The sequence below is a fragment of the Vibrio sp. 10N.261.55.A7 genome (assembly GCF_002877365.1).
GTDB lineage: Bacteria > Pseudomonadota > Gammaproteobacteria > Enterobacterales > Vibrionaceae > Vibrio.
This window is the reverse complement of sequence record NZ_MCWZ01000291.1, coordinates 1-26,992: the sequence shown is the minus strand read 5'-3', so window position 1 is coordinate 26,992 and position 26,992 is coordinate 1. Positions and strand designations below refer to the sequence as shown.

Annotated in this window: 30 protein-coding genes and 1 pseudogene; 16 read left to right on the top strand and 15 right to left on the bottom strand. The window is 45.0% G+C overall.

The genetic code is table 11. The features are described from left to right. From BCU12_RS15140 to BCU12_RS15125, 5 genes are all read left to right on the top strand, one after another. Positions 1-372, top strand: a 372-nt coding sequence (locus BCU12_RS15140; protein ID WP_206748379.1) for a hypothetical protein, incomplete at its 5' end; no start/stop codon positions are given. A gap of 239 nt (positions 373-611) precedes the next feature. Beyond that, positions 612-875, top strand: coding sequence for a hypothetical protein (locus BCU12_RS15135; protein WP_102405089.1), 264 nt, complete (start codon positions 612-614; stop codon positions 873-875). Positions 876-905: 30 nt separating this feature from the next. Continuing rightward, entirely contained in the window at positions 906-1,076 is a 171-nt protein-coding gene (locus tag BCU12_RS23335) for a hypothetical protein (RefSeq protein ID WP_157939884.1), read from the top strand. Continuing rightward, entirely contained in the window at positions 1,069-1,431 is a 363-nt protein-coding gene (locus BCU12_RS15130) for a hypothetical protein (RefSeq protein WP_102405088.1), read from the top strand. Before BCU12_RS23335 ends, BCU12_RS15130 begins: the two co-directional genes overlap by 8 nt. Before the next feature lie 77 nt (positions 1,432-1,508). After that, on the top strand, positions 1,509-2,474 hold the full coding sequence (locus BCU12_RS15125) for a DUF4062 domain-containing protein (RefSeq protein ID WP_102405087.1): 966 nt from the start codon (positions 1,509-1,511) through the stop codon (positions 2,472-2,474). Here BCU12_RS15125 and BCU12_RS15120 read toward each other — a convergent pair. Then, entirely contained in the window at positions 2,471-4,039 is a 1,569-nt protein-coding gene (locus BCU12_RS15120) for a recombinase family protein (RefSeq protein WP_102405086.1), read from the bottom strand. The genes BCU12_RS15125 and BCU12_RS15120 overlap by 4 nt on opposite strands. 149 nt (positions 4,040-4,188) lie before the next feature. Here BCU12_RS15120 and BCU12_RS15115 point away from each other — a divergent pair. After that, positions 4,189-5,070 (top strand): annotated as a pseudogene (locus BCU12_RS15115) (YifB family Mg chelatase-like AAA ATPase); the annotation flags it as partial. 12 nt (positions 5,071-5,082) lie between these two features. On the opposite strand, the gene BCU12_RS15110 reads toward BCU12_RS15115, so the two are convergent. From BCU12_RS15110 to BCU12_RS23490, 6 genes are all read right to left on the bottom strand, one after another. Further along, positions 5,083-6,039 (bottom strand): DUF2860 domain-containing protein, encoded by a 957-nt coding sequence (locus tag BCU12_RS15110; RefSeq protein WP_102405085.1) that lies wholly within the window; start codon positions 6,037-6,039, stop codon positions 5,083-5,085. Between the two features lie 123 nt (positions 6,040-6,162). Next, complete coding sequence (locus tag BCU12_RS15105; protein ID WP_102405084.1) at positions 6,163-6,786, bottom strand: thiol:disulfide interchange protein DsbA/DsbL; 624 nt, start codon at positions 6,784-6,786, stop codon at positions 6,163-6,165. A gap of 39 nt (positions 6,787-6,825) precedes the next feature. Further along, positions 6,826-7,812: a serine/threonine protein kinase gene (locus BCU12_RS15100; protein ID WP_102405083.1), complete on the bottom strand. Its 987-nt coding sequence runs from the start codon at positions 7,810-7,812 to the stop codon at positions 6,826-6,828. 57 nt (positions 7,813-7,869) lie between these two features. Next, on the bottom strand, positions 7,870-9,288 hold the full coding sequence (gene ccoG / locus BCU12_RS15095; RefSeq protein ID WP_102405082.1) for a cytochrome c oxidase accessory protein CcoG: 1,419 nt from the start codon (positions 9,286-9,288) through the stop codon (positions 7,870-7,872). A 267-nt stretch (positions 9,289-9,555) separates the two neighbouring features. Beyond that, entirely contained in the window at positions 9,556-9,822 is a 267-nt protein-coding gene (locus tag BCU12_RS15090) for a YihD family protein (RefSeq protein ID WP_102405081.1), read from the bottom strand. 113 nt (positions 9,823-9,935) lie between these two features. After that, entirely contained in the window at positions 9,936-10,103 is a 168-nt protein-coding gene (locus tag BCU12_RS23490) for a hypothetical protein (protein WP_198599343.1), read from the bottom strand. A 346-nt stretch (positions 10,104-10,449) separates the two neighbouring features. Between BCU12_RS23490 and BCU12_RS15085 the strand changes: the two genes are divergently transcribed. Both BCU12_RS15085 and BCU12_RS15080 read left to right on the top strand, forming a co-directional pair. Then, complete coding sequence (locus tag BCU12_RS15085) at positions 10,450-11,244, top strand: sporulation protein (RefSeq protein ID WP_102405080.1); 795 nt, start codon at positions 10,450-10,452, stop codon at positions 11,242-11,244. Positions 11,245-11,338: 94 nt separating this feature from the next. After that, positions 11,339-11,992 carry a hemolysin III family protein gene (locus BCU12_RS15080; RefSeq protein WP_198599342.1) on the top strand — a complete coding sequence of 218 codons (654 nt, stop codon included), beginning with the start codon at positions 11,339-11,341 and terminating at the stop codon, positions 11,990-11,992. A 30-nt stretch (positions 11,993-12,022) separates the two neighbouring features. Here BCU12_RS15080 and BCU12_RS15075 read toward each other — a convergent pair whose 3' ends face one another. The 5 genes from BCU12_RS15075 to def form a co-directional block, all read right to left on the bottom strand. After that, on the bottom strand, positions 12,023-13,468 hold the full coding sequence (locus tag BCU12_RS15075; RefSeq protein ID WP_102405078.1) for a TrkH family potassium uptake protein: 1,446 nt from the start codon (positions 13,466-13,468) through the stop codon (positions 12,023-12,025). Positions 13,469-13,496: 28 nt separating this feature from the next. Beyond that, positions 13,497-14,873 (bottom strand): Trk system potassium transporter TrkA, encoded by a 1,377-nt coding sequence (gene trkA / locus BCU12_RS15070; protein ID WP_102405077.1) that lies wholly within the window; start codon positions 14,871-14,873, stop codon positions 13,497-13,499. A gap of 81 nt (positions 14,874-14,954) precedes the next feature. Next, positions 14,955-16,238, bottom strand: a complete 1,284-nt coding sequence (gene rsmB, locus BCU12_RS15065) for a 16S rRNA (cytosine(967)-C(5))-methyltransferase RsmB (protein ID WP_102405076.1) — start codon at positions 16,236-16,238, stop codon at positions 14,955-14,957. Between the two features lie 127 nt (positions 16,239-16,365). Beyond that, entirely contained in the window at positions 16,366-17,313 is a 948-nt protein-coding gene (gene fmt, locus BCU12_RS15060; protein WP_102405075.1) for a methionyl-tRNA formyltransferase, read from the bottom strand. 78 nt (positions 17,314-17,391) lie between these two features. Next, the gene (gene def, locus BCU12_RS15055; RefSeq protein ID WP_102405074.1) at positions 17,392-17,913 is read right to left on the bottom strand and encodes a peptide deformylase; all 522 of its coding nucleotides are present in this window, start codon (positions 17,911-17,913) and stop codon (positions 17,392-17,394) included. A 165-nt stretch (positions 17,914-18,078) separates the two neighbouring features. On the opposite strand from def, the gene BCU12_RS15050 reads away from it, so the two are divergent. From BCU12_RS15050 to BCU12_RS15035, 4 genes are read left to right on the top strand one after another with little or no spacing between them, the layout of a single operon-like run. Further along, on the top strand, positions 18,079-19,161 hold the full coding sequence (locus BCU12_RS15050; protein WP_198599344.1) for a LysM peptidoglycan-binding domain-containing protein: 1,083 nt from the start codon (positions 18,079-18,081) through the stop codon (positions 19,159-19,161). An 8-nt stretch (positions 19,162-19,169) separates the two neighbouring features. Then, complete coding sequence (gene dprA, locus BCU12_RS15045; protein ID WP_102405072.1) at positions 19,170-20,282, top strand: DNA-processing protein DprA; 1,113 nt, start codon at positions 19,170-19,172, stop codon at positions 20,280-20,282. A 2-nt stretch (positions 20,283-20,284) separates the two neighbouring features. After that, a complete protein-coding gene (locus BCU12_RS15040; RefSeq protein ID WP_102405071.1) occupies positions 20,285-20,761 on the top strand; it encodes a DUF494 family protein in 477 nt (158 codons plus the stop codon). A 34-nt stretch (positions 20,762-20,795) separates the two neighbouring features. Beyond that, complete coding sequence (locus BCU12_RS15035; RefSeq protein WP_102405070.1) at positions 20,796-21,356, top strand: type I DNA topoisomerase; 561 nt, start codon at positions 20,796-20,798, stop codon at positions 21,354-21,356. Positions 21,357-21,439: 83 nt separating this feature from the next. Here the strand turns inward: BCU12_RS15035 and BCU12_RS15030 are convergent, their stop codons facing one another. After that, a complete protein-coding gene (locus BCU12_RS15030; protein ID WP_102405069.1) occupies positions 21,440-22,570 on the bottom strand; it encodes a 5-(carboxyamino)imidazole ribonucleotide synthase in 1,131 nt (376 codons plus the stop codon). Between the two features lie 3 nt (positions 22,571-22,573). Continuing rightward, complete coding sequence (purE, locus tag BCU12_RS15025) at positions 22,574-23,059, bottom strand: 5-(carboxyamino)imidazole ribonucleotide mutase (RefSeq protein WP_102405068.1); 486 nt, start codon at positions 23,057-23,059, stop codon at positions 22,574-22,576. Between the two features lie 201 nt (positions 23,060-23,260). On the opposite strand from purE, the gene BCU12_RS15020 reads away from it, so the two are divergent. From BCU12_RS15020 to BCU12_RS15005, 4 genes are all read left to right on the top strand, one after another. Next, the gene (locus tag BCU12_RS15020; RefSeq protein WP_102405067.1) at positions 23,261-23,818 is read left to right on the top strand and encodes an L-threonylcarbamoyladenylate synthase; all 558 of its coding nucleotides are present in this window, start codon (positions 23,261-23,263) and stop codon (positions 23,816-23,818) included. A 49-nt stretch (positions 23,819-23,867) separates the two neighbouring features. After that, entirely contained in the window at positions 23,868-24,785 is a 918-nt protein-coding gene (gene hemF, locus BCU12_RS15015; protein ID WP_102405066.1) for an oxygen-dependent coproporphyrinogen oxidase, read from the top strand. Between the two features lie 108 nt (positions 24,786-24,893). Continuing rightward, the gene (aroE, locus tag BCU12_RS15010) at positions 24,894-25,724 is read left to right on the top strand and encodes a shikimate dehydrogenase (RefSeq protein WP_102405065.1); all 831 of its coding nucleotides are present in this window, start codon (positions 24,894-24,896) and stop codon (positions 25,722-25,724) included. A 2-nt stretch (positions 25,725-25,726) separates the two neighbouring features. Then, positions 25,727-25,987, top strand: coding sequence for a DUF1488 domain-containing protein (locus BCU12_RS15005; RefSeq protein ID WP_102405064.1), 261 nt, complete (start codon positions 25,727-25,729; stop codon positions 25,985-25,987). Between the two features lie 7 nt (positions 25,988-25,994). On the opposite strand, the gene BCU12_RS15000 is transcribed toward BCU12_RS15005, so the two are convergent. Further along, complete coding sequence (locus tag BCU12_RS15000) at positions 25,995-26,540, bottom strand: gamma carbonic anhydrase family protein (protein ID WP_102405063.1); 546 nt, start codon at positions 26,538-26,540, stop codon at positions 25,995-25,997. Between the last annotated feature and the right edge of the window lie 452 nt (positions 26,541-26,992).

Sequence of the window (26,992 nt, the reverse complement as noted above, 5' to 3'; positions counted from 1 at the left end):
GATATGGAAATCGAGGAGAAGATAATGGAAGTTTTAAGTAGATATGAAGAAATATGTGGCAATGACGGTGATTTGATTGGGATGCTGAACAATGAAGTAGCTGTTGCCCCTAATGAAATTTTAGAGGTTGATAAAGGTTGGTGGGTTCAGTCGTTTGAACCAGAAGATGTGGCATTACTAAGTGATGCAGATTTCAAGGAAGCAATGGCTTGGAAGCATAAGCTAAGACCTAGAAACACCAAAGAACAAAAGGTGTATATGGCATTGATTCTAGATGCTAGAAATACCAGTGAAGCTATTGAGAGACAAAGAAGAGAGCTGGCAAGCCATTGGGCTGAATGGGAAGAAAATGGTTATGGCATGCCTTTCTAACTGTGTCCAAATGCCCACTAAAGTGGACGAATTGAACCTACCAAATGGGTATTTTTTGAATAGCTTAATCTTTCATACAGAGCAGAGATAAAGACCCTTAGATATCTATTTGTCATCTGTAAACGGGTAGCCAATAGCATCCTAGAAAGGCCGGCATTATAGGGTTGAATGTCCATTTGTAAAGAACAGATTAAATGCCCACTTGGGCAAAAACTAACGCCGTGAGGCAGGAGTAAACAATGAATCAAATAAAACTGAAGAACGCACTTCGTGAACTAGGTGCTGAGTACAACGTTAGCTTAACTGAACTGTTTAAGGTTCTACAATCCAAAGCTAAAGAATGGACATCTATTGATGACTGTCCCAAGTATGAAAAGCACTGCGTGACAGGTGTTATCAGAAACAGAAGTACACATAGAGTACTAAAGCCCAATAACAGTGGGTTTGTGAAAGTACGTAATTACAAAGGTAAAGTCATTGCTATGAAACAAGGCAAAGCCTAATAACTTAAAGCCGTGAGGTGAGGAGAAGATATGAAAATTACAGAGTTTATTGAAGATATCTGCAAGCTACAGAAGCGCAACGATACAGTGTTACTAGAGAAGCTGGCAACCAATAACGAACTACGACAGATTGTGGGTGAGATGCTGATACGGTGCTTGCTAGATGGAAGTGTCGAGATTAAGGAGGTGATTCATGAGTGATAGGAATCCAAATGGGACGTTTAAGATCGGGAATAAATTTGGTCAAGGAAGGCAAAAAGGCTCAAGAAATCGGTTCACATCTTCAATGATGGATGAGTTGATTCGAGAAGATTTACATCCAATGCAAGAGCTTAAGCGCCTGTACACAACTACCCAAGATGACAAGATAAAATTTTCTATCCTGAAGGAGATGTTGAGCTTTGGTAATAACAGACAATTAACTGATGATACAAATAGCTCAGTTAATGACTATAGCCACTTGAGCGAGAAAGAACTGGATGAGAGGATTTTATCCCTTCATGAAGCGGGCTTAATGCCCAATCTAGAAGTGAAAAGCCGTAACCCAATCACATAAAACCACACACCTATAAGTAACGTCATATGAAACCCTGTATCCTATTGTGATTATTGATATTTTGATAAAGGTGCAGGATGGCTAAGCCAAGGATTTTCGTCAGCTCTACTTATTATGACTTAAAGCAGATTCGCGCAGATTTGGAGCGCTTCATCAATGAGCAAGGTTATGATGCAGTGCTTAATGAAAAAGGTCATATATCATATGGCAGTCAAGAGAAGCTAGAAGAGTACTGTTACAAAGAAATTGACCAGTGCGACATTCTTGTATCAATCATCGGTGGTCGTTATGGTTCTCAGTCACATGAAAGTGAGTATTCGGTTTCAAATAAAGAACTAAAGAAGGCGCTAGAAACTGGTAAGCAGGTTTACATATTTGTGGATAGTTCTGTTGCCACCGAATACCGAACTTATGAAGTAAACAAAGGTGTCGATGGCATTACATATGCAGCGGTTGATGATGTTAAAGTGTACGAGTTCTTGGAAGAGGTGTATGACTTGCCAAAGAACAACACTATTCATAATTTCAGTAGCGCTCAGGATATTGCTAACTTCTTGCAAGAGCAGTGGGCTGGGCTGTTTCAGCGATTACTCAGTGATGAATCAAAAAAGAAAGAAGTTAACCTAATAAATAAACTCGCCTCTACTTCAGAAACCTTGAACTCTTTGGTGGAATTCCTCGTAGATGAGAAGAAAAATGGCGAGTCAGCAATATCCAATATCCTTAGGAATAATCACCCAATCTTTAATGATATTAGAGAAAAAGCGAAAGTCCCATTCCGTGTATTCTTTGAAAGTGGGGAAGAACTTGCTCTCTTGCTCATAGGTATAGGCTTTGGAGTCGTTGATAAAAAAGATGTTAATTATGACCAGAATTACTTCACGGTTTATTTTCCTGACGATAAAACTAAAATATTAAGAGTATCTCGTGAACCGTTTTCTGATGAGGAAAACAATAGTGAGCTCAAAACTTTAACACCCCAAGAGTGGAAGTCTGATTTTGTAAAGGTTGAAGATGCCTATGATGACGATATTCCATTTTAGATAATCCACCAAGTAGTGTCATTAAAGCCAGTTTTCATAGCTGATTTATGAGCTTCAAACATGAAGCCATTAGCTGTGAGACTGGCTTTTTTCGTATCTGGACAATGGCTAACTGTAATCTCTGAGAAGGTTTGTTTTAGTGAGCGGTTCAACTTCACTCGTACTTTGAACAGTTCTTCTTTTGATAGTGGTGCAGGTTGCTTTCCATAGACCTCAAGTTGTAGGGCATCGGCTACTAACTGACAAGATTCAAAGAAATCCATATGGATGGAAGTGACCGATTCAACGGACAATGCTTTGGCTTCTTCTAGCTGTGTTTCTAGACTCCGTATGGACTCAGAGCGAGTCTTTATTTCATCTTGGATGACTGAGTTAGAGAAATCAGAAGACAGGGTTAAAAGCTGTTTGAGGGCTTCTTTGGCTGATTCTATTTTGCCTTCCAATACTGTGGTTTGGTCTGCGCTAGTTGAGCTTTTCTTTACGAGTTCTACGTGCTTTTCAAAGTGCTGTGGGTGTAGATACTGCTCGATGATGAAGCGGTTGATTAACTCAATTCTTAATGGCTTGTTAGTGCAAGCATTCTTCTTGAACTCACGACAGGTCAGGTAAATCCATTGCGGTGATTTAGGGTCGTAGAGCATGTGTGAGCCACAAGAACCACAAACAGCCACTTGTGATAGGACATTGGGAAAGGTGCTCTTTCTTCCTGCTGAGTTAGGCTTGTGTCGCTCTTTCATCTTGGCTTGAGATAGGTAATAAGTTTCTTCGTTGATTATCGGTGGATAGAAATCAGGGACAGTAGATGACTGGACTTTGTTGTTGATGATGTGAGTGTGATGGCCAATAGCAGCCTTAGAGCCTAAGATTTTCTTAATGCTAGTTAACGCCCAAGTACCGCCTCTTGGTGCTTTGATGCCTTCTTCGTTTAGTATTCGACATGTGCTTACAGCACCACGACCATCAATGGACATTTGAAATATACGCCTAACAATATCAGCCTTTGATTCAATGACAGTGTAGGTTCGTTTATCTTCATTGAGGGATAGCCAGAAGGGTGTGTTGCTGTGCCTAGTGGTTGTGTGAGGGTTTGCTCGTTTGTTTGCCCATACAGCTTTGAGGCGTTCTGATTTGGTCTTTGATTCGTTGTGTGCTCGTTCCATTACGGTGAGAGAAATGATTAGGTCAGTGGTGTTTGAATCGCTGTTGTATGTACGGCCATCAAGCAAGGTAACTACTGTGATGTCATAGTCAATTATGTTGAGCAATTGGCGTAAGGCTGTTTGTACTTTTGCTCGTGATAGGCGGTCTAATGATTCCACCAGCAAGAATGAGCCACGAGGTATAACACCTTGTTCCAAGGCTTTAAGGAACTGCCCTAGACCACTATCCTCATGAGAGTTAGCAGAATGAAAGGCAGATACACCAAGGTCAACAAAGGACTGCTCTGAGAGCGTTAATGAGTGCCTATTACAGTATTCTAAGGTTAATTGTGTTTGTCTACGGAGGCTGTCTCCTTTAGCTTGAACAGCACTAGAAAAGCGGATGTAAGAGTAAGCGGTGGTCATGTTAGCAGTACCTATAAGTTGTGGTTGACTGCTGCCTGCATTCTAGGAATTGAGCTTAAAAAAGCAACTACTTTTACAACAGTCTGTTTGTTCTAGTAGTGATGCTTGCCATCACGACAAGTCGTACTGGGTAAATGGTACATAGAACGTTGTTTCTTGGCCCGCCGGGAACGGGAAAAACCATGCTCGCGTCTCGACTGTGTGATTTACTGCCTGAAATGACCGAATCAGAAGCGATGGAAACCGCATCGGTTGCCTCGCTCACGCAGCAAGAAATCAATGAACATAATTGGAAACAGCGTCCTTTTCGTTCGCCACATCACTCAAGCTCGATGGCAGCGTTGGTGGGAGGGGGTTCTATTCCTCGTCCCGGGGAGATTTCCCTCGCGCATCATGGGCTGCTTTTCCTTGATGAGATGCCAGAGTTTGAGCGAAAGGTGTTGGATTCACTTCGAGAGCCACTCGAGTCTGGTGAGATCATTATTTCTCGGGCTCAAGGGAAAACTCGTTTTCCGGCTCGATTTCAGTTGGTGGGAGCGTTGAACCCAAGCCCGACAGGGTATTATGAAGGCAGTCATACACGAACCAACCCGCAAATCATTCTGCGCTATTTAAATCGGCTTTCTGGGCCGTTGTTGGACCGCTTTGATATGTCGATAGAGATTCCCGTGCTTCCGAAAGGTGTGTTGGCTGAAGGCGGCGATAGAGGTGAACCAACGAGTGTCGTTAAACAGCGTGTGGAAGTGGCGAGAGAGCGCATGTTACAGAGAAGCGGTTCAGTTAATGCGTTATTAGGCAGTCGAGAGGTAGAGAGATACTGTCCATTAGAAAAGGTCGACGCTCAGTTTTTGGAAACGGCTTTGCATCGCCTAGGGCTATCGATTCGCGCTTATCATCGAATTATTAAGGTGGCGCGTACTATTGCAGATTTGGAAGGTTCTCATCAGATAGCCAAGCCTCATTTGGCTGAGGCGTTAGGCTATCGAGCGATGGACCGCTTATTAAAGCAGTTAACATTGCAAGCGGTGTAATTCTCTAACGGATTAGAATTGGTAGTTCACACCCAAAGATACGATGGTTTGAGTTTCATCATAAAAGTCGATATTGGCATCACTGTTGTTATAGCCTAGGAATGAAATGAGTGACCAATTTTTGTATCCCAAAAAGTCGGCATATTCATAGGCAGCAAAAAATGACAGCCCATTGTCTGAACGAGTTTGATTACTAAATAACGGATTAGCTGATTCATAATCTGTTTGTGAGTAAGAGGCGGTTAGGGCAATTTTGTGAGCGCCTAGGAATTGAAAGACACTCAATTCTCCACGGTATCGCTCAAAGCTATTTACTGTGCCTTCGGCTTCTTGTTTGGTGTAGGAGATTGCCGGTGCCAACATGGTTGCTCGGCTTAGTGGCACGCGCACTTGCCCTTTTACAAAGTAGGTCTCTGCGCTACGAGCAAGACTTGTATTTGCCCAGTTGTCATTCTCAACCTCTTTGTCTCCATACGCCATATCAAGGGAGAACAAGCTGCCTGCAATATTAGAGAGCTTCAAACGGTAGGCATTACCATCCACGTCCGTTTCTTGTCGGGCTGTTGTTGTGTCGTATGGGTTTTGCCAAACACTACCAGACATTACGGTTGGTAGAAATGCAATATCGATGGTGGTTTTTGACGGCAGTTGATATTTGTAACCCAACTGCAACGCAAGTGTACCAACAGCGATATCATCTCGCGTGGTACCAAAATACACCTGTTGGTTTGACTGGCCAAAGGTATAGGCAATGTTGCCTAGAGGCGCCACTATAAAAGAATCGGTTTCAGTTGCGGCTTGATCTAGGCTTGTCAGTGATGCATCGGCGTCGGTACTAAGGTGAGATTCTTGTGTGATATAGACACTATTCAGTGATATTTCACCGCTAAAGCCGTTTCCTTCTCCGATCTTAGCGTAACTAGAAGTCGATGAGAGTAGAGCAATGAGCAACGTGTAGCGAGCTTTCATAAGGTTCTCCATTACCTTAATTGTGAGCCATTACTATACGGTATGAATTATTGAAAAATAAGATCATTTTTAAGAAAAAGGAGCGCATTGCGCTCCTTTTTAGTGATAAATCCGTTTTGTTAATCAATCAGTAGTATTACTATTTACCTGCTTTGTTAGAAGGTAATTCACCAATGCAAAGTATTCAGAAGTGGTTCTGATACTTTGTGACTGAACTAAATAACGGTTATTGACGATGACTGCAGGAACGCCTTTTAAACCATTATCTTGAAAGGCTTTATCAAAGCGGCGCACCATAGAGTCGACAGCAAAACCATTGTAATGAGCATCATATTCTTTTGCATCGATGCCTTCATCAATAAAGATTTGCTTAAGCTCTTCTTCATTTCTTGGTGGCTTGCCCATGTTATGGATTCGGTTGAACAACACTGGAACCATCTTATCTTCAACTTTTAGTGTGATCATAGCCGCGTAAGCTTTACTCACGGGCATGCCCATTGAGCCACCCATGAATGATACGTGGTTTTTCTTTAGTTTAACGCCTTCAGGTAGTTGCTCTTTAAGTTGATCAATAACCGGTTCAAGGTCGTTACAATGCGGGCAATAGAACGAGAAAAACTCGGTGACTACAGGCTTTTTCGATGGCTCTGTATCCAACACCTTATAGTGCGTTCCTTCTTCAAACTGTGCTCCGTGAGCGGTAAGGCTTAGCATCAGTGTTGCGACAAGTGCAAACAGCTTCTTCATTGGTTTCTCCATAAATCTAATTATAAGGCGAGCGCCTATTTACCATTGTGGTGTGAGTGACAATGAAGGCTCACTCAATGCCGCAATTTGTTCTTTAAAACCTAATACTTGGCTTTCCCAGTATTTTGGATCATTAAACCAAGGAAAAGCGATAGGAAAAGCAGGATCTTGCCATCTTTTTGCAAGCCAGGCCATATAGTAGACCATTCGTAGACCTCGCAAAGGCTCGATAAGCCTTAACTGAGCATGATCAAAATCGCAAAACTCTTGATAGGCTTCTAAGAGGATATCAAGCTGAATAAGCTTATCTGCTCGCTCACCATTGAGCATCATCCACAAATCTTGAACAGCGGGGCCGTTTCGAGAGTCATCAAGATCGACAAACATCGGCCCGTCACGCCACAGAATATTACCCGGGTGGCAATCGCCATGGAGACGAATAACGTCAACGTTTGGCTGCCAGTGTTGCTCAAGCTGAGAAATAAGCAAGTCTAGATCACTGAAGAAGGCATTTTCAAGATGCATGGGAATGAAGCTTGAATTCTCTAACAGTTTCTTCGGTTGGTGTAGGTACTCGTCCAAGTGAATGGTGGGTCTGTGTAGAAACGGCTTACTTTGCCCAACTTGGTGAATACGGCCAAGAAAGCGTCCGACTCCCTCTAACTGGTCGAAGTTATCAACCTCAAACTGGCGTCCCCCGACACTGACAAACAGAGCAAATAGGTAGCCTCGGTAGTGATGCAGAGTCTGACCATTGATTCGACAAGGCGGCGCAACGGGTATTTCAGAGTCATGTAATTCAAGGGTGAAGTCATGCTCTTCTTGAATTTGCAGTTCGCTCCATCGATCTGGGCGATAAAATTTCACCACATAGCGCTGACGCTCTTCGTCGGTAAATTGATATACCCGGTTCTCATAGCTGTTGAGAGGCAAGAAGCCAGACTCTGCGCGAATCCCAATGCTTTCGAGTGCGTACCACATAAAGTCAGGAGTAAGAGCATTAAAATTAAAGGCTTGTTCGGTCATAAATTAAAAAGGCTCATTACTGAGCCTTTTCCATATTAATTATTGAGAATCCGCAGACTAGAGCTCGCCAATGAATCGACTTTCTATCTGTATGCTGAAATCATTACTGTCTGACAGTATAAACTGAATTGTGGTGACTGAACTGTTTAAGTTGTCAGGATCTGTGCCTAGGCTCATTGGCAAGTTAAGCACTTCACCAGGCTGAACCTGAACCGTTTGTCGACCATACCAAGTTACATCGCTTAAACCCGTAACATTCAAATCGTAGCTCTGAAGTTGCTGAGTCTTGTTGATGATTTTAAGGTTATAAGTATTCTCAATTTCACCCGCATTATTTTCTCTAAATAATTGGTTTCTATCCCGAATGACGCTTAATCCTACTGGCTCTACGCTGGCGATTTGAGTAAAGAACAAGCCAATCATGACAACAAATATCAAGCCATAACCAATCAGTTTTGGTCGCATGATATCGGTTTTGTGCCCTTCCAGTCGGTGCTCGGTTGTATAGCTAATCAGGCCTGTTTTGTACTTCATGCGCTCCATGGTTTTGTTACAGGCATCAATACATGCGCCACAGTTAATACATTCGTACTGAAGACCATCTCGAATATCGATTCCCGTCGGACAAACCTGAACACAGAGATCGCAATCAATACAGTCCCCTAAGCCAAGATCGGTAGGGTTTGCTTTGCGCGAACGTGGGCCTCTGTCTTCACCTCGTTTGGCGTCATAGCCGACGATGAAGGTGTCTTTATCAAACATCGCTGATTGAAAGCGTGCGTATGGGCACATGTGCAAACACACGATAGATCGCATCCAGCCTGCGTTGGCATAAGTACAGGCGGCAAAGAAAATCACCCAAAATATTGGCCAGAAAGTACCGCTAAAGGTAAAGAAGCCAATGATCAATTCCTTGATAGGGATGAAGTAACCAACGAATGTTAATCCCGTCGCGAGTGCAATACCGATCCACGCGATGTGTTTGAGGGCTTTTCTGACTAGAATTTTGGCGGTGAGTTTGCCTGAATCTTGTTTGCGCCTTTTATTTGCGCTGCCTTCGAGCTTTTCTTCAAACCAGATGTACATAAATGTCCAAACGGTTTGTGGACACAGGTAGCCACACCAAACGCGGCCTAAAAAGGTTGTGAGAAAAAAGAGCCCGAATGCGGCAATCATGAATAGCAGTGCGAGTAGGGTGAGATCTTGTGGGTAAAGCGTGGTACCAAAAAAGTTAAATTGTTGGCTGGCAATGTCTAGAAGAATCGCTTGACGCTCACCATAGGGAATCCATGGAATGGCTGAAAATAGCACCAACAAAAACCAGCCGCCATAGCGACGTAGCTGCTGAAATGCCCCTTTACTCTCGCGAACATAAATACGATTGCTAGGGTTAAACCTATCCTTGTTTCCTTTGTGGGTTTTGGGATTATAGGTTTTGGGCGTCACATCCTTTATATCGATCTTATCCTGACTCATTAAGTCATCCTTTTTTGGGCTATTAGGTGCGAATTCTGTTGTTCACACTCTGTCGACACTGCCATTGTATTTGGGTGATTCTGATACGGACAAAACGAGCTCAGTACCACCTCAACTTTTATCAAGGCGTTATTATATAGTGTATAGCGAATTTAATTGTTTAACATTAGCCACAGTTCAGTACAAAAAATGTATAACAGATGAAACGCTTAGCGCAAAAACAAAAAAGCGACCAAAATAGGTCGCTTTTCTTAACGATGTTTTAAACTACTTTACGATACCTCGAGCGCGTAAAATAGCGGTCTTGAAATCTTCTTCCTGATCTTTTTTAAGCCCCGGAATCATCTCTGTCTTTCCGCTGTTGCGCATCTTTAGGTGATAGATGAGGACATCGTCGGTGAGATCTTCAAGCTTGCCTTCATAGCCGGCTTCTTGAGAGAGCTTAATGATGAACTGTAACAGGTTCAACTCTTGATCTTTTTGCCACTCAGGTTCGAGTAACTCGAGTAATTCTTCAATTCTATGACACTTCACTTTGTTTTCTCATTGCTATAATTATAGGTGAGCAATTTACCAAATAAGCGTTTTAATACCTAGTTTTTATAAGGTTTAAATATAAAAAAGCGCAGTCAAGGCTGCGCTTTTTATTAAGCCGCTTTAACTGCATTTGAAGGATCTGACACTGTGCGAGCTGTCTTTTCCGCCAACGTCATAGCGGGTGCTGCTGGTTTTGCTGTCGGTGCAGTAGCAAAGCCACTACGACGACGAGACGCACTACGATTTGAGTGCGCAAACCTGACGGGTGTTGGGCGCATTTATTTACCTAACGGTCAGGCACATCCATTGCCAATCTAATGGCCTAAATCGTTATGAGTTGAGCTTCAATTGCTTGAAGGGTGGCTCTTCTGGCTCTCGCCAATCCAAATAACGATTCAGGAGTGTTGATATGCAAGCATATCAAAATGTAGGTTAGCACCAACCCATGCATTGGTCGATATATAATCAATGGATCCGACGGTTTTATAGTGAAATATTGTGATCAAAAAGAGATCGCGTTCGTTCATTTCCGAGTATGAGTGAATGCATAGAGAAATTGATACTTACTCGATTGAGTTAAGACGAGTTTCATGGTTACTATGAAGGTTCATCAAGGAGGTGTGTATGTCGTTTTTTAAGAAAACCCTCGCAAGTTTTGGTATCGGATCCGCCAAGGTTGATTCGGTACTACAGCAAGAAGTGCTTTACCCTGGAAAAGGGGTGAACGTGACCATTCATGTTTATGGTGGATCGAGTGAGCAAGAGATTGACAATATTGAGCTCAAGCTCTGTTGCAGCTATGTCGATGAAGTACCAGTTGATAAAGGTGACAACAGCGATGGCCATCGAACTCGACGCGTTAATCAAACCTATACGCTCGCAAACTGGAGCCTTCCGTATGCCTTTACGATCAAGCCGGGAGAAGAGCGAGACTTTAACGTTGAGTTAGACGTACCTTTAAATACCCCTGTGACTATTGGCGATGCGAAAGTTTGGCTTGAAACGGGGTTGGATATATCAATGGCCATCGACCCGACAGATAAAGACGTACTCACGGTGCGGCCCGATCCGATAATGGATGGTATTTTTACAGCGCTAGAAGAGCAAGGCTTACGGATTCGACAGGTAGAGTGTGAGGCGGTGAAAGGCTTTGAACTGCCGTTTGTACAAGAGTTCGAGTTTGTGCCGACGACAGGGCCATATCATGGCCGTTGGCGTGAATTAGAAATAGTTGCGCATCATACAGAATCAGAGATCAAGCTTTGGTTTGAGGTGGACAGAAACCGCCAAGGCGCAAAAGGAATGTTAGCCAGCTTACTCGGTGTCGGGCAGCTAAAACGCGAACTGGTTATTCCAATTGAAACCAGCTCGGAAGCTGCGGGTCAGCAGGTCTTAGCGTACCTTGATAGCAGCTGCTAGAAACAGGAATGGAATTTAAGCTTACAAGTGTAATCTTAAATGTGCGATACTGCCGATCCTAAGATAATATCAACTGGGTTGGTGGTATGTGACTGTGTCGGTTAGCTGTGAATATTCCTCTCGCGAAGAGCTGGCAAATTCATTGAGCCATGGGCTTGGTGTTTTGTTTGGCATTGTTGGCTTGGTGCTGTTAATGCACAAGTCGATAGCGGCTCAGGCCGATGTATTGACTCTGGTTAGCATGGGTCTGTACGGATCCAGCATTATTATCTTGTTTCTGGCTTCTACCCTTTATCATTCTATCGCTGCGCCGAAAGCCAAACGCTGGCTGAAAACCTTTGACCACTGCGCGATTTACCTTCTCATCGCCGGAAGCTACACGCCATATCTGCTTGTTAGCTTAAGGACACCACTTGCGGTTGGACTCATGATTGTCATCTGGCTGATCGCATTGATTGGGGTGGTGATGAAGCTGTTCTTTGTCTACCGATTTAAGCGCGCATCGCTGATCACTTATTTGGCGATGGGGTGGCTGTCATTGGTTGTGATTTATCAATTGGCATTGAATATCGAGGTAGGCGGCTTAGTGCTGCTAGCCGCAGGTGGTTTGGTTTATTCACTGGGTGTGGTGTTCTATGTGGTCAAACGCATTCCATACAACCACGCAATTTGGCATCTATTTGTATTGGGCGGAAGTGTCTGCCATTTTCTGTCTATTTATTTCTACGTGACACCTGTTTCGGCCTAGCCTAGTTTGCTCTGCTTAGCCCTTTAGCCCCTATCGACGCCAAAATGCCGGAAAGAACAAAACCAATAAAGTGAGGATCTCTAATCTTCCCATTAGCATGCCAAAGCTGAGCAACCACTTTGCTCCATCAGGCAGCGGTGCAAAGTTTCCTGTTGGCCCAATCACTGAGCCCATACCTGGGCCTACGTTTGCAACAGCGGTGATCGCCCCAGATATGCTGGTAATTGGGTCAAGCCCCATCGCGCTTAACCCGCCCGCAATAAAGATAATGGTGATGAAGAACATCAGGCCAAAAGCGACGACAGAACGAACGATGTCATCACTCACAGGGCGTTGGTTATAGCGTTGAACAAACACACCGGATGGATGTATCAGCTTCATCATCTGCTTGTTGAGCAAAGTCAGGGCTATTTGAAAGCGAAAGACCTTTATTCCCCCAGAAGTCGATCCTGAACATGCCCCAGCCATCATTAAAAAGGCAAATAGGGTCGTCGGCAGTGCCCCCCATGCAGTGAAGTCCTCCAAGCCAAATCCGGTTGTGGTCACGACTGAAACGATATTGAACATCGCTACGCGCAGGGCGTCCAAAATTGAGTACCCATCTCGAATCACCAGCCATAAGGCAATCACCAAACTTGAGGCGAGGAAAAGGTAAGAAAATCCTCTCACCTGAGCATCATTGAGTAGTGTTTTTGGCTGACGCTTTCTCAGTGCGGTGACAAATAATAGAAAGGGTAAGCCACCTAAGAACATAAAGAGTGTTGCCACCCAATGCGATCCATTTGAGAAACTGTTCATTGATCCATCTGAAGTGGAATAGCCACCCGTAGATAGCGTGGTAAAGGCATGGTTAATGGCATCGAAAAGAGACATGCCCGTTAATAAAAAGCCGACTAGGCACAGCAGGGTGAGCGTGAGATAAACGATAACGATGTTCTTCGCTACGGTTTTCGCGCGAGGGCTGCTTTTGTCTGACCAATCAGATGATTCCGTTTGGAATAGCTTCATCCCCCCAACATTCAGCATGGGCAAGACAGCGACCGCCATCACGATGAAGCCCACGCCACCAAGCCATTGCAGTATTGAGCGCCACAATAGAATACTGGGGGCCATGGCATCTAATCCACTGAGTACCGTTGAGCCTGTGGTCGTAATACCTGACATGGTTTCAAAATAGGCGTCGGTAAAACTGATGTGGTTGATGAAAACAAAGGGTAAGGCAGCAAAGGCACTGGCGATCGTCCACACCAAACTCGTGATGAGGAAAAGATCTCGAACGTTTAGCTTAAACTTGGCGGTTCGACCTAGCGTTAAGCACAAAAAAGCGACGGTGTGGGTAATGAGAACGGACTTCCCGAACTCAATCAAACCACCAGAACCTGTGAAGAACGCGACAAGAGTGGGGATGTACATAAATAGGGCTAACTTAGATAAAAGCAGCCCGATGACAAATAAGATGGGACGTAGGTTTACCATAAGATGATGCTCCTACTCGCCAATGGGGTTATAAGAAGAACGCACTTGGTTGGAAGAGCGCTTCAACGTCAGGTACGTATTTTTTGTCCACCAAGAACATGACTACGTGGTCGTCTTGTTCAATGATGGTTCTGTCGTGGGCAATCAGTACCTCATCACCTCGAACAATCGCACCGATTGTCGTGCCTGGCGGTAAGCGAATATCCCCAATGGCACGTCCCACCACTTTAGACGTGGTTTCATCGCCATGAGCAACGGCTTCTATCGCTTCCGCAGCGCCGCGGCGAAGAGATGATACGTTAACAATATCAGCACGACGAACGTGGGTTAACAGCGCTGATATGGTTGCTTGTTGTGGAGAGATGGCGACGTCAATGACACTGCCTTGAACCAAGTCAACGTAGGCACTGCGTTGGATGAGGACCATCGCCTTTTTTGCACCCATTCGTTTGGCCAGCATTGCTGACATGATGTTGGTTTCATCTTCATTGGTCAGAGCGATAAAAACATCAACCTGATCGATATTTTCTTCCGTTAGCAACTCTTGGTCGGCGGCGTCACCACAGAAAACGATGGTGTTTTCGAGTTCTTCTGAGAGTTTTTCCGCACGCTTGTAGCTGCGTTCAATGAGTTTAACACTGTAGCTTTGTTCAAGGCGCTTCGCTAAACCTGAGCCGATATTACCCCCACCAACGATCATGATGCGTCGATAAGGCTTTTCCAGTCGTTGCAGTTCACTCATCACTGAGCGAATGTGGTTACTGGCGGCAACAAAGAACACCTCATCATCGGCTTCAATGATGGTTGTGCCCTGAGGTCGAATCGCTCTACCTTGACGGAAAATAGCGGCCACTCGAGTATCGATATGTGGCATGTGATCGCGAAGTGCTGATAGCGCATTACCCACCAGTGGTCCGCCATAATAGGCTTTAACCGCCACTAGGCTGACTTTTTGGTCGGCAAAACTGACCACCTGAAGCGCACCTGGGTATTGAATTAAGCGTTCAATATAGCTCGTCACCAGCTCTTCTGGCGCAATGAGGTGATCAACCGGCACTGCCCCTGATTTAAACAGCGCTTCTTTTTCCATGAGGTATTCAGGAGAACGAATGCGGGCAACACGATTGGGTGTATTGAACAGTGTGAAGGCCACCTGACACGCGGCCATGTTGGTTTCATCCATGTTGGTTACAGCAACCAACATGTCCGCATCTTGTGCACCGGCTTCTCTCAGCACGTCTGGATGACTTGCGTAGCCGTTCACCACCCTCAAATCATACTTGTCTTGTAGTTCACGAAGGCGATCGTTGTTCTTATCAACGATGGTGATATCGTTATTTTCACCGACAAGGTTCTCTGCCAGTGTACCGCCTACCTGACCTGCGCCAAGAATGATGATTTTCATGCCATTTCTCTTTGATTACTACTCTTAATCGTAGAATAAAAGCACGTGATTGTGCTTTTATTCCATGAACTTAGCGGATTATTATGCGTTAGACTTCTTTAGCACTGCGTAGTAGAAGCCATCCATGTCTTCTTCGCCTGGAAGGATTTGACGTCCAGGAGCTGAAGGCTCAGAGCCCAAGAGTTCTACGTTGCTGGTTCGCTCTAAAAAGGCGCTCACTTGTAGGCTGTTCTCTTTTGGGTGTACAGAACATGTGGCGTATACCATGGTGCCACCTGGTTTAAGCTGCTTCCACATCGCGTCCATGATTTCACTTTGAAGCTCAGCGAGTGCATCGATGTCAGTTGCACGGCGCAGCCATTTAATATCGGGGTGACGACGAATAACGCCCGTTGCAGAACAAGGCGCATCTAGCAAAATACGATCAAATTGCTCACCTTGCCACCATTCTTCTGGGTAACGTGCGTCACCGCAAATAACGTCAGCTTTTAGCTGTAGGCGGTCAAGATTGTCGTAAACGCGATCCAGTCTTTTCACATCAGCATCAATGGCCACGACTTCCGTTTCATTCGTGTGCTCTAGAATATGCGCTGTTTTACCGCCAGGCGCTGCACAACAATCAAGAATCAACTCGCCTTCTTTAGGTGTTAGGTAGTCAACAGATAATTGCGCGGCAGCATCTTGTACCGATACCCAACCTTTTTCAAATCCCGGTAACTTCATTACGTCACATGGGCTGGCTAACTTTATCGCATCGGCCGCTTCTGGGTGAAGAGTGAATTCAATGTCTTCATTTTTGAGAAGTTCAAGGTACTCATCACGCGTGTGGTGGTGTCGATTCACGCGTAGCCACATCGGTGCTTTGTTGTTATTCGCTTCAATAATCTCTTGCCACTGGTCTGGGTAGCTCTCTTGAAGCATTTTCAGAATCCAGCTTGGGTGACTGTATTTTCCAGCGTTATGGCTGACAGAAATAGCATCCAGCTCTTCTTGATTGCGAAGGTAGTTTCTTAAGACGGCATTGATTAAACCACTTAGGCTTGGTCCTCGAAGGGTGTTTGTGCCTTCTACGGTTTCACCAACCGCGGCGTGAGAAGGAATGCGCATGAAGCCAAGCTGATAAATACCAACCAAGATGAGGTGGTGGAAAACGCGTTTTTTGCCTTTGAGAGGGTTTTCCATTAACTCGTTCGCAATGGTTTCTAAGCGAGGGAGGTAACGCAGCGCGCCATAACAGATCTCTTGCAGTAGCGCATGGTCTCGTGGACGTATGGTTTTTTGCGCTGCAGGGAGTGCGTGAGAAAGAGAGTGGCCTTTGTCGACAACTTGGAAAAGTACGTTAGCCGCGGCTGCGCGAACATTCATGGGAATACCTTAAAGTTAATGGAGGCATCTCCGCCTCCTAAAATGTACTGACTTAATCTGTAGTTCAGGGTGTTGGTCTTACTGTATTACTTCAAATCGTATTCTGAATACGATTTTGGTTTTGAGGTTAGCTTAAAACCGATCCAACCTCAAACCAACTCGCACGAGCGTTGAGGATGTCTTGTACTGACATGGCTTTTTTGCCCGGTACCTGGATCGTTTCCAGAACTAGCACGCCATTACCAGTGGCAATGTAGATGCCCGTTTTGTCGGCTTTAATGATGGTACCTGCCGCTTTATCACTGGTTTGTTCATCAATGCGGCTTTGCCATACTTTGATACTGTTTTCTGCGGCTTCAAAATGACTCATTGGCCATGGGTTAAACGCACGTACGCAGCGCTCAATATGAGCAGCATCGTCATTCCAGTTAATGCGTGCTTCCTCTTTGCTGAGTTTCTTTGCGTAGTTTGCCAGTTCATCATCTTGCTTCTCTGCAACGGCAGTGCCATTCGCGATATCGACAAGGCAGTCGACCAACGCTTTGGGTCCTAATTCAGCGAGCTTCCCGTACATCGATGCACTGGTATCGGTCGCTTCAATCGGTAGAGTCGCTATCTTGAGCATGTCACCGGTGTCTAGACCGATATCCATCTGCATGATGGTGACACCAGTTTCGTCATCACCAGCCCAGATTGAGCGTTGAATCGGTGCGGCACCACGCCAGCGAGGAAGAATCGAGCCATGTACGTTAATACAGCCGAGTTTAGGGGTATCAAGAACCGTTTGGGGCAGAAGTAGACCGTACGCGACGACAATCATCAGATCGGCATCGAGGTCAGCAAGCTGCTGCTTCGCTTCGTCTGACTTGAAGTTCTCAGGCTGGTAGACCGGAATATCATGCTCTAAGGCGAGATTCTTTACTGGGCTTGCAGTGAGCTTTTTACCACGACCGGCTGGGCGATCGGGCTGCGTGTAAACCGCGATGACTTCATGCTCCGAAGACAACAACGCCGCCAAGTGAAGGGCGGCGAAGTCTGGAGTACCTGCAAAGACAATTCTTAAAGACTGGCTCAAGGTAGGCTTCCTTTTATAAATAATGTTTTTATCAACAAAGGGCGTTAGCGATACAGCAATGGCTCTACCGCTAGGCGATTAACCTTTATTGGCTTGTTTCTCGTTAAAGCGTTTGATCTTGGTGAGCTTATCTTGGATACGCTTACGCTTTAGAGGAGAAAGGTAATCAACGAAGAGCTTGCCTTGTAAGTGGTCAAGTTCGTGTTGTACACAGATAGCCAGTAAGTCGTCGGCTTCAAAGCTGAACTCTTCACCGTCACGATTAAGAGCAGTGACTGATACTTCAGATGCACGAGAGACTAAAGCGCGAGCACCGGGTACGGATAAGCAGCCTTCTTCAATGCCATCTTCACCGCGTTTCTCTGTGATTTCAGGGTTGATCAGAACCATAGGCTCATCACGAGTATCAGAAACATCAATAACGACAATGCGTTGGTGGAAATCAACCTGCGTCGCTGCAAGGCCAATACCTTCTTCTTCGTACATGGTTTCAATCATGTCATCGACGAATTTTTGGATCTCTGGTGTTACCTTTTCGACAGGCTTCGCGACAGTGCGTAAGCGGTCATCTGGGAATGTTAATACTTGTAATACAGACATATACACTCGAATTATTGAACTGTGCCGAATCGGCCTAAACTAGTTGGCTCAATTCTAGACATTTTAGACCCTAAATGACAGCATCCAAGCGTTAATATTCTCAAATTTGATTACAAATAAGACGCAGGGAAGTGGGTCATGACAAGAGTTCATCATTTTTTAATTATGTTTTTATTTTCCACTTTCATGATGCTTTCAATGTCTGTCTTTGCTAATCAGACTAAGTCTCTGACCATCAAGGAAGGGGCTCCGAAAACCTATACGGTCGTGAAGGGCGATACGTTGTGGGATATTTCGGAACTGTACCTAGACAGCCCGTGGCTATGGCCGAAGCTATGGAAAAACAATCCAGACATTAATAACCCTCACCTTATTTACCCAGGAGACAGGCTAACGCTGTATTGGGTGAATGGTCAGCCTGTTTTGAGCCTAAAGCCCATGGTCAAATTGAGCCCAAAGGTTCGTGTGCTCGAAAAACATGCGGTGCCGACAATAAAAGAGGGGCTTTTGGTTCCCTATTTGCAATCTGATCGTTTGATTGACTTAGATACTTTGAATGCGAGCAGCAAAGTGCTCGGGGCGAGCAGTGGTAAGCAGTATTTAACGTCAGAAGAGTCACTGTTTATTTCCGGAGATGAGCGTGATCCTCATTGGGGCATTTATCGTATTGCCCAAGAATATCAGCGTGACGATAAGGTCATTGTTGCCTTAAAACGTATCGCTAGTGCGAAGCTCAGAGAGTCAGAGCCTGATATCACTCGGCTTCAGGTGATCAATCAAGAGCAGGAGATTTGGCTTAATGATATTGCATTGCCTGATGTCTCAATCGATGAAATTGAGCTTACAACCACGTTCTATCCTTCGCCGTCTCCAGCCAATAGCCAAGCAAAGATACTCGGCGCACTGAATGGGAGTCAGTACTCCGTTAAGAATCAGGTTGTGATTATAAATAAAGGCTCTGAAGATGCGTTAAGCCAAGGCAGTATGTATTCCTTGTTGCAATCGGGAGTGAGTGTTTACAGTCATCAAGGCCAATTCAGCTATGAGGATTCGACAAGGAAAGCGGAGCATCAACTGCCCAATATGCAAGTAGGCAGCTTAATGGTGATTCGCCCTTATCGCTATTTTAGCCTCGCACTGATTACAGTCAGTGATGCACCGATAGGTCATGATGCTTTGCTGATATCGCCAGACCATGACAAGAGTAGAGACTTAAGTTTGAGTGACGCCAATCACTCAGGTAGCTAATCCACAGCATGTCAGAAACAGAGTTATCAGCATGGCTGGCATTAGCGTTCACCCCTAAAATTGGCAGCAAAGCGATGGCGCGCCTTATCGCCATCGATACCCCCTTGAATCTTAGGTCTCGTGACAATGATGGTTTGAGGGCCATCGGGTTGTCTGCCCCACAGATCGCTTACTTTAAGCAAGGGGCCGACCGCCAAGTCGAACTGTGTCTAAATTGGCAACGATCGACTGGTCATCACATTATCACCCCACTTCATCATGATTACCCTCCATTGCTGAATGAAGTCGCACTTCCGCCCCCAGTATTGTTTGTTAAAGGGGATGTGAGCTCCTTATCGACACCACAGATCGCCATGGTCGGCAGCCGAAATGCCAGCCCTGAGGCGCTGAATATGGCCGATTCGTATGCGCGTTGCTTTGTTGAGCATGGATTAGCCGTCACCAGTGGCTTGGCGTTAGGGGTTGATGGGCATGCTCATAACGGCGCGCTGAATGCAAAAGGTCAAACGGTGGCCGTGTTGGGCTCAGGCCTAGAACAAATCTACCCCGCGAGGCACAGACATTTAGCCAATCGTGTTGTGGAATCTGGCGCGCTCGTATCTGAATTTGCGCCGAACATAAAACCTCGTCCCGCTCATTTTCCTCGCCGCAATCGAATCATCAGTGGACTATCCGTTGGTGTACTCGTGGTGGAGGCAGCAGAAAAAAGTGGTTCATTGATCACGGCTCGATACGCCGCTGAGCAAGGGCGTGATGTGTTCGCTATTCCGGGTTCAATTCATAACAGCCTTAACCGTGGTGGTAACACCTTGATAAAAAACGGGGCTTGCCTTGTTCAGTGTCATCAGGATGTCTTAGATGAAATTGATACCTTGGTAAACTGGTCTATTAATCAAAAGACCAATACTCAAGCGGAACTATTTGATAAAATAGAGTGCGAAGAAGAATTGCCATTTCCACAACTGTTAGCTAACGTAGGAATAGAGGCTACACCAGTTGATATTCTCGCGAGCAGGACCAATATACCTGTTCATGAAGTCATGATGCAGCTCCTAGAGCTTGAGCTTTCAGGGCATGTTATTGCAGTTTCCGGTGGCTATATTCGTAATGGGAGGGGCTAGTTATGATGATGGACATACTGATGTATTTGTTCGAAACCTATATCCATAGCGATGCAGAGTTGCAAGTGGACCAAGATGAGCTTGAAGATGAACTGCTTCGAGCTGGGTTTCATGAAAAAGATATCTATAAAGCCCTTCATTGGTTGGAAGAGTTAGCGGCACTTCAACAAAGTGATGAGCACTCAGCGATTACAACCAGTGCGGCAACATCAACACGTATTTATACAACGAAAGAGATGCAAAGGCTCGACATCGAAAGTCGAGGTTTTCTGCTTTTTCTTGAGCATATTAATGTTCTCACGACAGAGACTCGTGAAATGGTGATTGATCGAGTGATGGGCTTAGAGACAAACGAATTTGAATTGGATGATTTAAAGTGGATCATTCTCATGGTGCTGTTCAACGTCCCAGGGAATGAAAATGCTTATACGCTAATGGAAGAGCTGTTGTACACAACTGAGCAAGGTGTCTTGCACTAAGTGATTGTCTTACCATTAAGCACTGAAGAGACTAATGAGCAGTAAAATCGATCAAAAGCTATTTTCTGGCCATGAGCATGCGCTTGAACACGAGCCGTGCCCTAACTGTGATGGGGAGCTTCAACTTCGTCATGGGAAACATGGCCCATTTTTAGGCTGTACCCACTATCCTAGCTGTGATTTTATTCGCCCATTACACCCAAATGATGGCCACATTATTAAGGCGCTAGGCGTTGCGTGCCCTGAATGTGGGAACGAGTTGGTATTGCGCCAAGGGCGTTATGGTATGTTCATCGGTTGTAGTGATTACCCAACCTGTCAACACATTGAATCTTTAGATACCCCTGATGAAGCACCGCAGCAGCAATTTGCTTGTCCAGATTGTGGGCGTGGTCATTTAACCGAACGTAAAACTCGTTTTGGTAAACTCTTCTATGCGTGTGATTGTTATCCTAAGTGCAAGTTTGCGGTTAACCTTCCTCCGGTGAAGGGACGTTGTGAAGAGTGTGGTTTTCCATTGCTGGTGGAGAAAAAACTGGCCAGCGGCGTGAAGGTTCAGTGTGCCGACCGCAAGTGCCAGCACATACAATCGTAAAATAACTTCTCTGTTTCATTGGGTAATGAAAATGACGCACATGGCGTCATTTTTTGTTTATCGCTTTCTCATGAAATGTTCGATCAGTGTGTCGATTTAGCAATCTCATGTATGGCAGGGTATGCCTCTTTATCGAGAACCTCTGCTAGCGAAGACAGTGTTTGCTGAAGCGCTTCAGATGTCGCGGCACACACATTGATATGCCCCATCTTTCTTCCAGAACGCTTTTCTTTTCCATACCAATGCACATGACACCCTTCGGTGGATAGCAAACTGTTTGGCACGCTATCTTGACCCAAAATGTTGATCATTGCGGTTGGACGGACAAGCTTGGTGCAGCCGAGTGGAAGACCACATACTGCACGTAGATGATTTTCAAATTGGCAAGTTTCTGCGCCTTGTTGAGTCCAGTGACCAGAGTTATGCACACGTGGTGCGATCTCATTAACCAGCAGCTCACCATTAACATCGAAAAACTCTAATGCAAGTACACCAACGTAATCCAGACGATTAGCGACATCAGTGAACATCTGCTTGGCTTGGCTTTGCAGCTCTAAACAATCAATCGCGGTTGATAGACTTAGCACGCCATCTGTGTGGATGTTCTCGGCCAGTGGATAAACCGACACACTGCCATCTTTGGCTCTCGCACCGACAAGCGATACTTCTCTATCGAAAGGAATGAACGCTTCGGCAACAATCGCTTGAGAGGGCGACGAGTCAATGCATTCGGCCATTTCTGACCAAATAGTGTCGACGTTGTCGAGTGTCTTCAATCGCCATTGCCCTTTGCCGTCGTAACCACCTAATGCACTTTTTAATACCATCGGTAGTTTGACGTGCTCGATAGCAGCATCAAAATCTTCGCGAGTATTAATGATGTAGTACTTCGCATTCTTTACGCCAGCGCTATCCAGCAATGCTTTTTCGATACGACGGTCACCGCCCGCTTTTATAGCATCAGTGCTTGGTAAGAACTTGCCACTCTTTTCGCAAATATCCAGAACATCAAGAGGGATGTGCTCGAACTCAGCCGTAATGACATCCGCTTGTGCAATCGCGCTGTCAAGCCCATGTCCGATGATTGCTTGAGTCAAAGGGTGAACAACATTCTCACTGTTCACATCAAAAGCAGAGATCTCGATGTTAAGCGGAGCACCAGCTAGCGACATCATGCGCGCCAGTTGGCCTGACCCCAATACCAATACATGCATGGTTTAGTCCTCTGCAGGATTCGGGTTGGCTAACACAGTTTCAGTTTGTTCCGTGCGGAAGGCTTCTACTTTTGCCATTACCGTTTCATCGTGTGTACCGATGATTTGTGCCGCTAGAATTCCTGCGTTTGCTGCGCCCGCTTCACCGATGGCGAGAGTACCGACAGCAATGCCTTTTGGCATTTGAACGATTGAAAGCAGTGAGTCCATTCCTTTCAATGCGCGAGATTGTACCGGAACGCCTAATACCGGAACACTAGTGAACGCCGCTGCCATACCTGGAAGATGAGCAGCGCCGCCTGCACCCGCTATAATCACTTTAATACCACGCTCTTTGGCACTGTTTGCGTAGTCAGCTAATAGTTGAGGAGTGCGGTGCGCTGAAACGACTTTAGTTTCGTAAGGAACACCAAACTGATCCAGCATCTCTGCTGCTAGTTTCATGGTTGGCCAATCTGATTTTGAACCCATAATAATGCCGACTTTCATCTCAAATTCCTTCAAGCTTCAATAATTAGGTGAGCGGATATTTTGGGCGCATTATACGGGGAAAATCGTAGCAAGCAAACGTTTGCGTTGTGCTTGGTAGAAGATTGATACATTTTATAAACAAATAGCTTTAGGTCCTGATAGTGATTATTTGTACACTAACAATCAGTACCAATGATAAATGAGAACTAGGAAGTTTACGTGAACAATATAGAGCAAGTGAACCAGGCATTACGACAAGGGGAAGTCATCGCTTACCCAACCGAGGGGGTGTTTGGTGTTGGCTGTGATCCTGATAACCCGGAAGCCATTCAAAAATTGCTGGATCTAAAACAGCGTCCGGTTGAAAAAGGACTCATTCTTATTGCTGCTAATTATTCCCAGTTATTGCCTTATATTGATGAAAGCCAACTGACTACTGAACAGTTAGCCAAGGTGCACACAACGTGGCCAGGGCCTGTTACATGGATCATGCCAACCAACGATAAAACGTTATCGTGTGTCTCAGGGCAATTTGATTCAATCGCTGTGCGTGTTACCGATCATCCATTGGTTCAAGAGCTGTGTCTTCGCTTTGGCAAGCCGATTACTTCCACTAGCGCAAATTTAACAGGGCTAGCGCCATGTTTGACCACGGAAGAGGTCGAGGTACAATTGGGTGATCAATTGTTTGCTATTTTGGATGGCAAAACAGGCGGGCGTGATAAACCAAGTGAAATTAGAGATGCCAAGACCTCAAAGGTATTAAGGCAGGGCTAAAATAGCGACAATATACTGAATATAAAAAAGACAGCGCTAGGAAGAAAGAATGGCAAGTATCGATAAGCTCAAGGTTAAGCAATTTTTACTCTCATTGCAGGATTCCATTTGTTCGGAGTTAGAGAGTGCCGATGGATCGGCAAAGTTTGAACATGATGAATGGGTAAAAGGCCCGGAAGAAAGACTGTTTGGCGGAGGACGCACTCGTGTGATGCGAAATGGTAATGTCTTTGAGCAAGGGGGGGTTAACTTCTCTCATGTGTTAGGAGAAGAGATGCCAGCATCAGCGACAGCTCATCGACCAGAGCTTGCAGGAAGAAAGTTTGAAGCTATGGGTGTGTCATTGGTCATGCACCCTAACAACCCATATATACCGACCTCTCATGCGAATGTGCGTTTCTTTATTGCAGAGAAAGACGGGGAGGATCCTATTTGGTGGTTTGGTGGTGGCTTTGATTTAACCCCGTTTTACCCATTTGAGGAAGACTGCCAGTATTGGCACAACACCGCAAAAGACATCTGTGATCCTTTTGGTTCTAACGTTTATTCAGAGCATAAAGCTTGGTGTGACAAATATTTCTATCTACCACATCGATATGAAACACGTGGTGTGGGTGGTTTGTTCTTTGATGATCTCAATGATTGGGAATTTGAACAGTGCTTTGAATACATGAAAGCCGTGGGCGAAGGTTACATTACCGCTTATGTACCGATTGTCGAGCGTAGGAAGGAGACGCCGTTTGGTGACAGAGAGCGCCAATTCCAACTTTATCGACGTGGTCGCTATGTGGAGTTTAACCTTGTTTATGACCGTGGCACATTGTTCGGGTTGCAGAGTGGTGGCCGTACGGAATCAATTCTGATGTCGATGCCTCCTCTCGCGCGTTGGGAATATGCGTATCAGGTCGAAAGTGGCTCACCAGAAGCCGATCTCTACGATAATTACCTCAAGCCCAGGGACTGGTAATTGTTCCCTCTTTATATTGGCTTTTCTCTAAGAAGTGTTAATGATAGGGTCATAGCTCAAAGCATTCGTCTTTGGTGTGGCCCTTTTTAATTTCGGTAGGTTAAGGATATGACTCAGCAAATAGACCGTTACGTCGTTTTCGGCAATCCCATTAAACAAAGTAAATCCCCTTTTATTCATACCCTATTTGCAAGGCAAACTAATCAGCCTCTAACGTATACCTCAGCATGCCCACCGAAAGATGGCTTCAAACAAGCCGCGACAGAATTTTTCTCGGAAGGTGGAAAAGGGTGTAATGTGACAGCGCCTTTTAAAGAAGACGCTTATCAATTTGCCGATCGATTGACCGAACGCGCTAAACTGGCGGGCGCTGTGAATACGCTTAAGAAGCTCGATGACGGCGAAATCATTGGTGATAACACCGATGGAGAAGGGCTTGTTCAGGATCTACTGCAACATCAAGTCCAGTTAAAAGATGCTCGTATCCTTCTTATTGGAGCGGGTGGGGCAGCCCGAGGTGTCATTAAGCCGTTGATGGATCAAGGTCCGGCTGAAATTATCATTGCTAACCGTACTTTCTCAAAGGCTAAACAGCTTGCAGATATGTTTGAACCTTATGGTGCAATCAAGGCGATTGAAATGAACCAGGTTGATGAATCCTTCGACGTGATCATCAACTCTTCATCGTCAGGACTTAGCGGAGAGTTACCGGCTATTTCACCCGCCATTTTTTCTCCGCAGAGTGCGGTTTATGACATGGTCTACGGTTCAGGCAAAACTATGTTTAACCAATGGGCAGCAGAGAACTCTGCACCAGCAATTTACGATGGCTTGGGAATGTTGGTTGGACAAGCGGCTGAAAGCTTCATGTTATGGCGAGGTTTAAGGCCTGGTTCAAGACAAATACTAAGAGAACTGCGTAAGAATCTAGAAGGCTAATCATGAATCAATCCATTCTGTTTCCCGATCTTCAAAGCTGGAACGATGAAAAGCAACACGTAGAATTTGCTGCTCAGCAATTTGGTGCATTAATTGAGTGTCGAGTGTCTAAATCGTATTTAGAGTCGTTAGCTGCTGTTGAGATCCGAACAACTGAGCAAGCGCTAGACGTGTTTAGTCAATTTCGATTTGATATTGAAGAGCAGATAGAAGAGCGAATAGAAGAAGAGGAGTTCAACTCGTTAGGGCAAGTTGAACTCTAAGAGAAGCTTAGGCTGTCTCTACTTCATTAATATAGTCGTTTTTGTTCTGAACATAGTTATCTGACGACTTTTGCAAGAATGCACGCTCTTTATCGGTTAAAGGACGTGCTTGTTTTACTGGGCTGCCAACATAAAGATAACCACTCTCTAATACCTTGTTCGGTGGAACAAGACTGCCTGCACCAATCATCACTTCGTCCTGAATCACCACGCCATCTAATACGATGGCACCCATACCAACGAGTACTCGATCGTGGATAGTACATCCGTGCAGCATGACCTTATGACCAATCGTCACGTCATCACCAATAATCAGAGGGTAGCCGTTTGGGTTTTCCGCATTCTTATGGGTAACATGAAGAACGCTGCCATCTTGTACATTGCTACGCTGGCCAATGTGAATGTGGTTTACATCCCCTCGAGCAGCAACAAGCGGCCAAATACTCGAATCGTCACCAATTTTTATATCACCGACTAAAACAGAACTGCTATCTATATAGACACGATCACCAATTTGAGGGCTTATACCTTTATAACTACGAATAGAATTCATATTGTTCTCCTTATTGATGATGATTAAACGGTAAATTTGGTTGAAATAGTAGCAAAAATCGGCCTCTTTGATTGAAAACTAATCGAGTGAATAAAAAAAGCAAAAAAACTGAAAAAAGCACTTGCCAACGTGACGGCGATCTCTATAATGCCCCCTCGCTGACACGGGAAAGCATCACAACTTCGGTTTTGATTCCTGAGTTAGTAAGGTCAAATAGCTTAAGCCTAGCGCTTAAAAAAGAGTTTTAAAAAAGTGGTTGACACTAACACTTAAATCGCTAGAATGACCGTCCGCTTAGAGAAGGAAACTTCAAAAAGCAACGCTCTTTAACAATTTAAACCTATCAATCTGTGTGGGCACTCGTTGATGATAATCCAAAATGATTCTAAAGAATCACTTTAGGTTTCAATGAACTGAGTGACCAATACGAATAGCTACTTGTAGTTATTTGG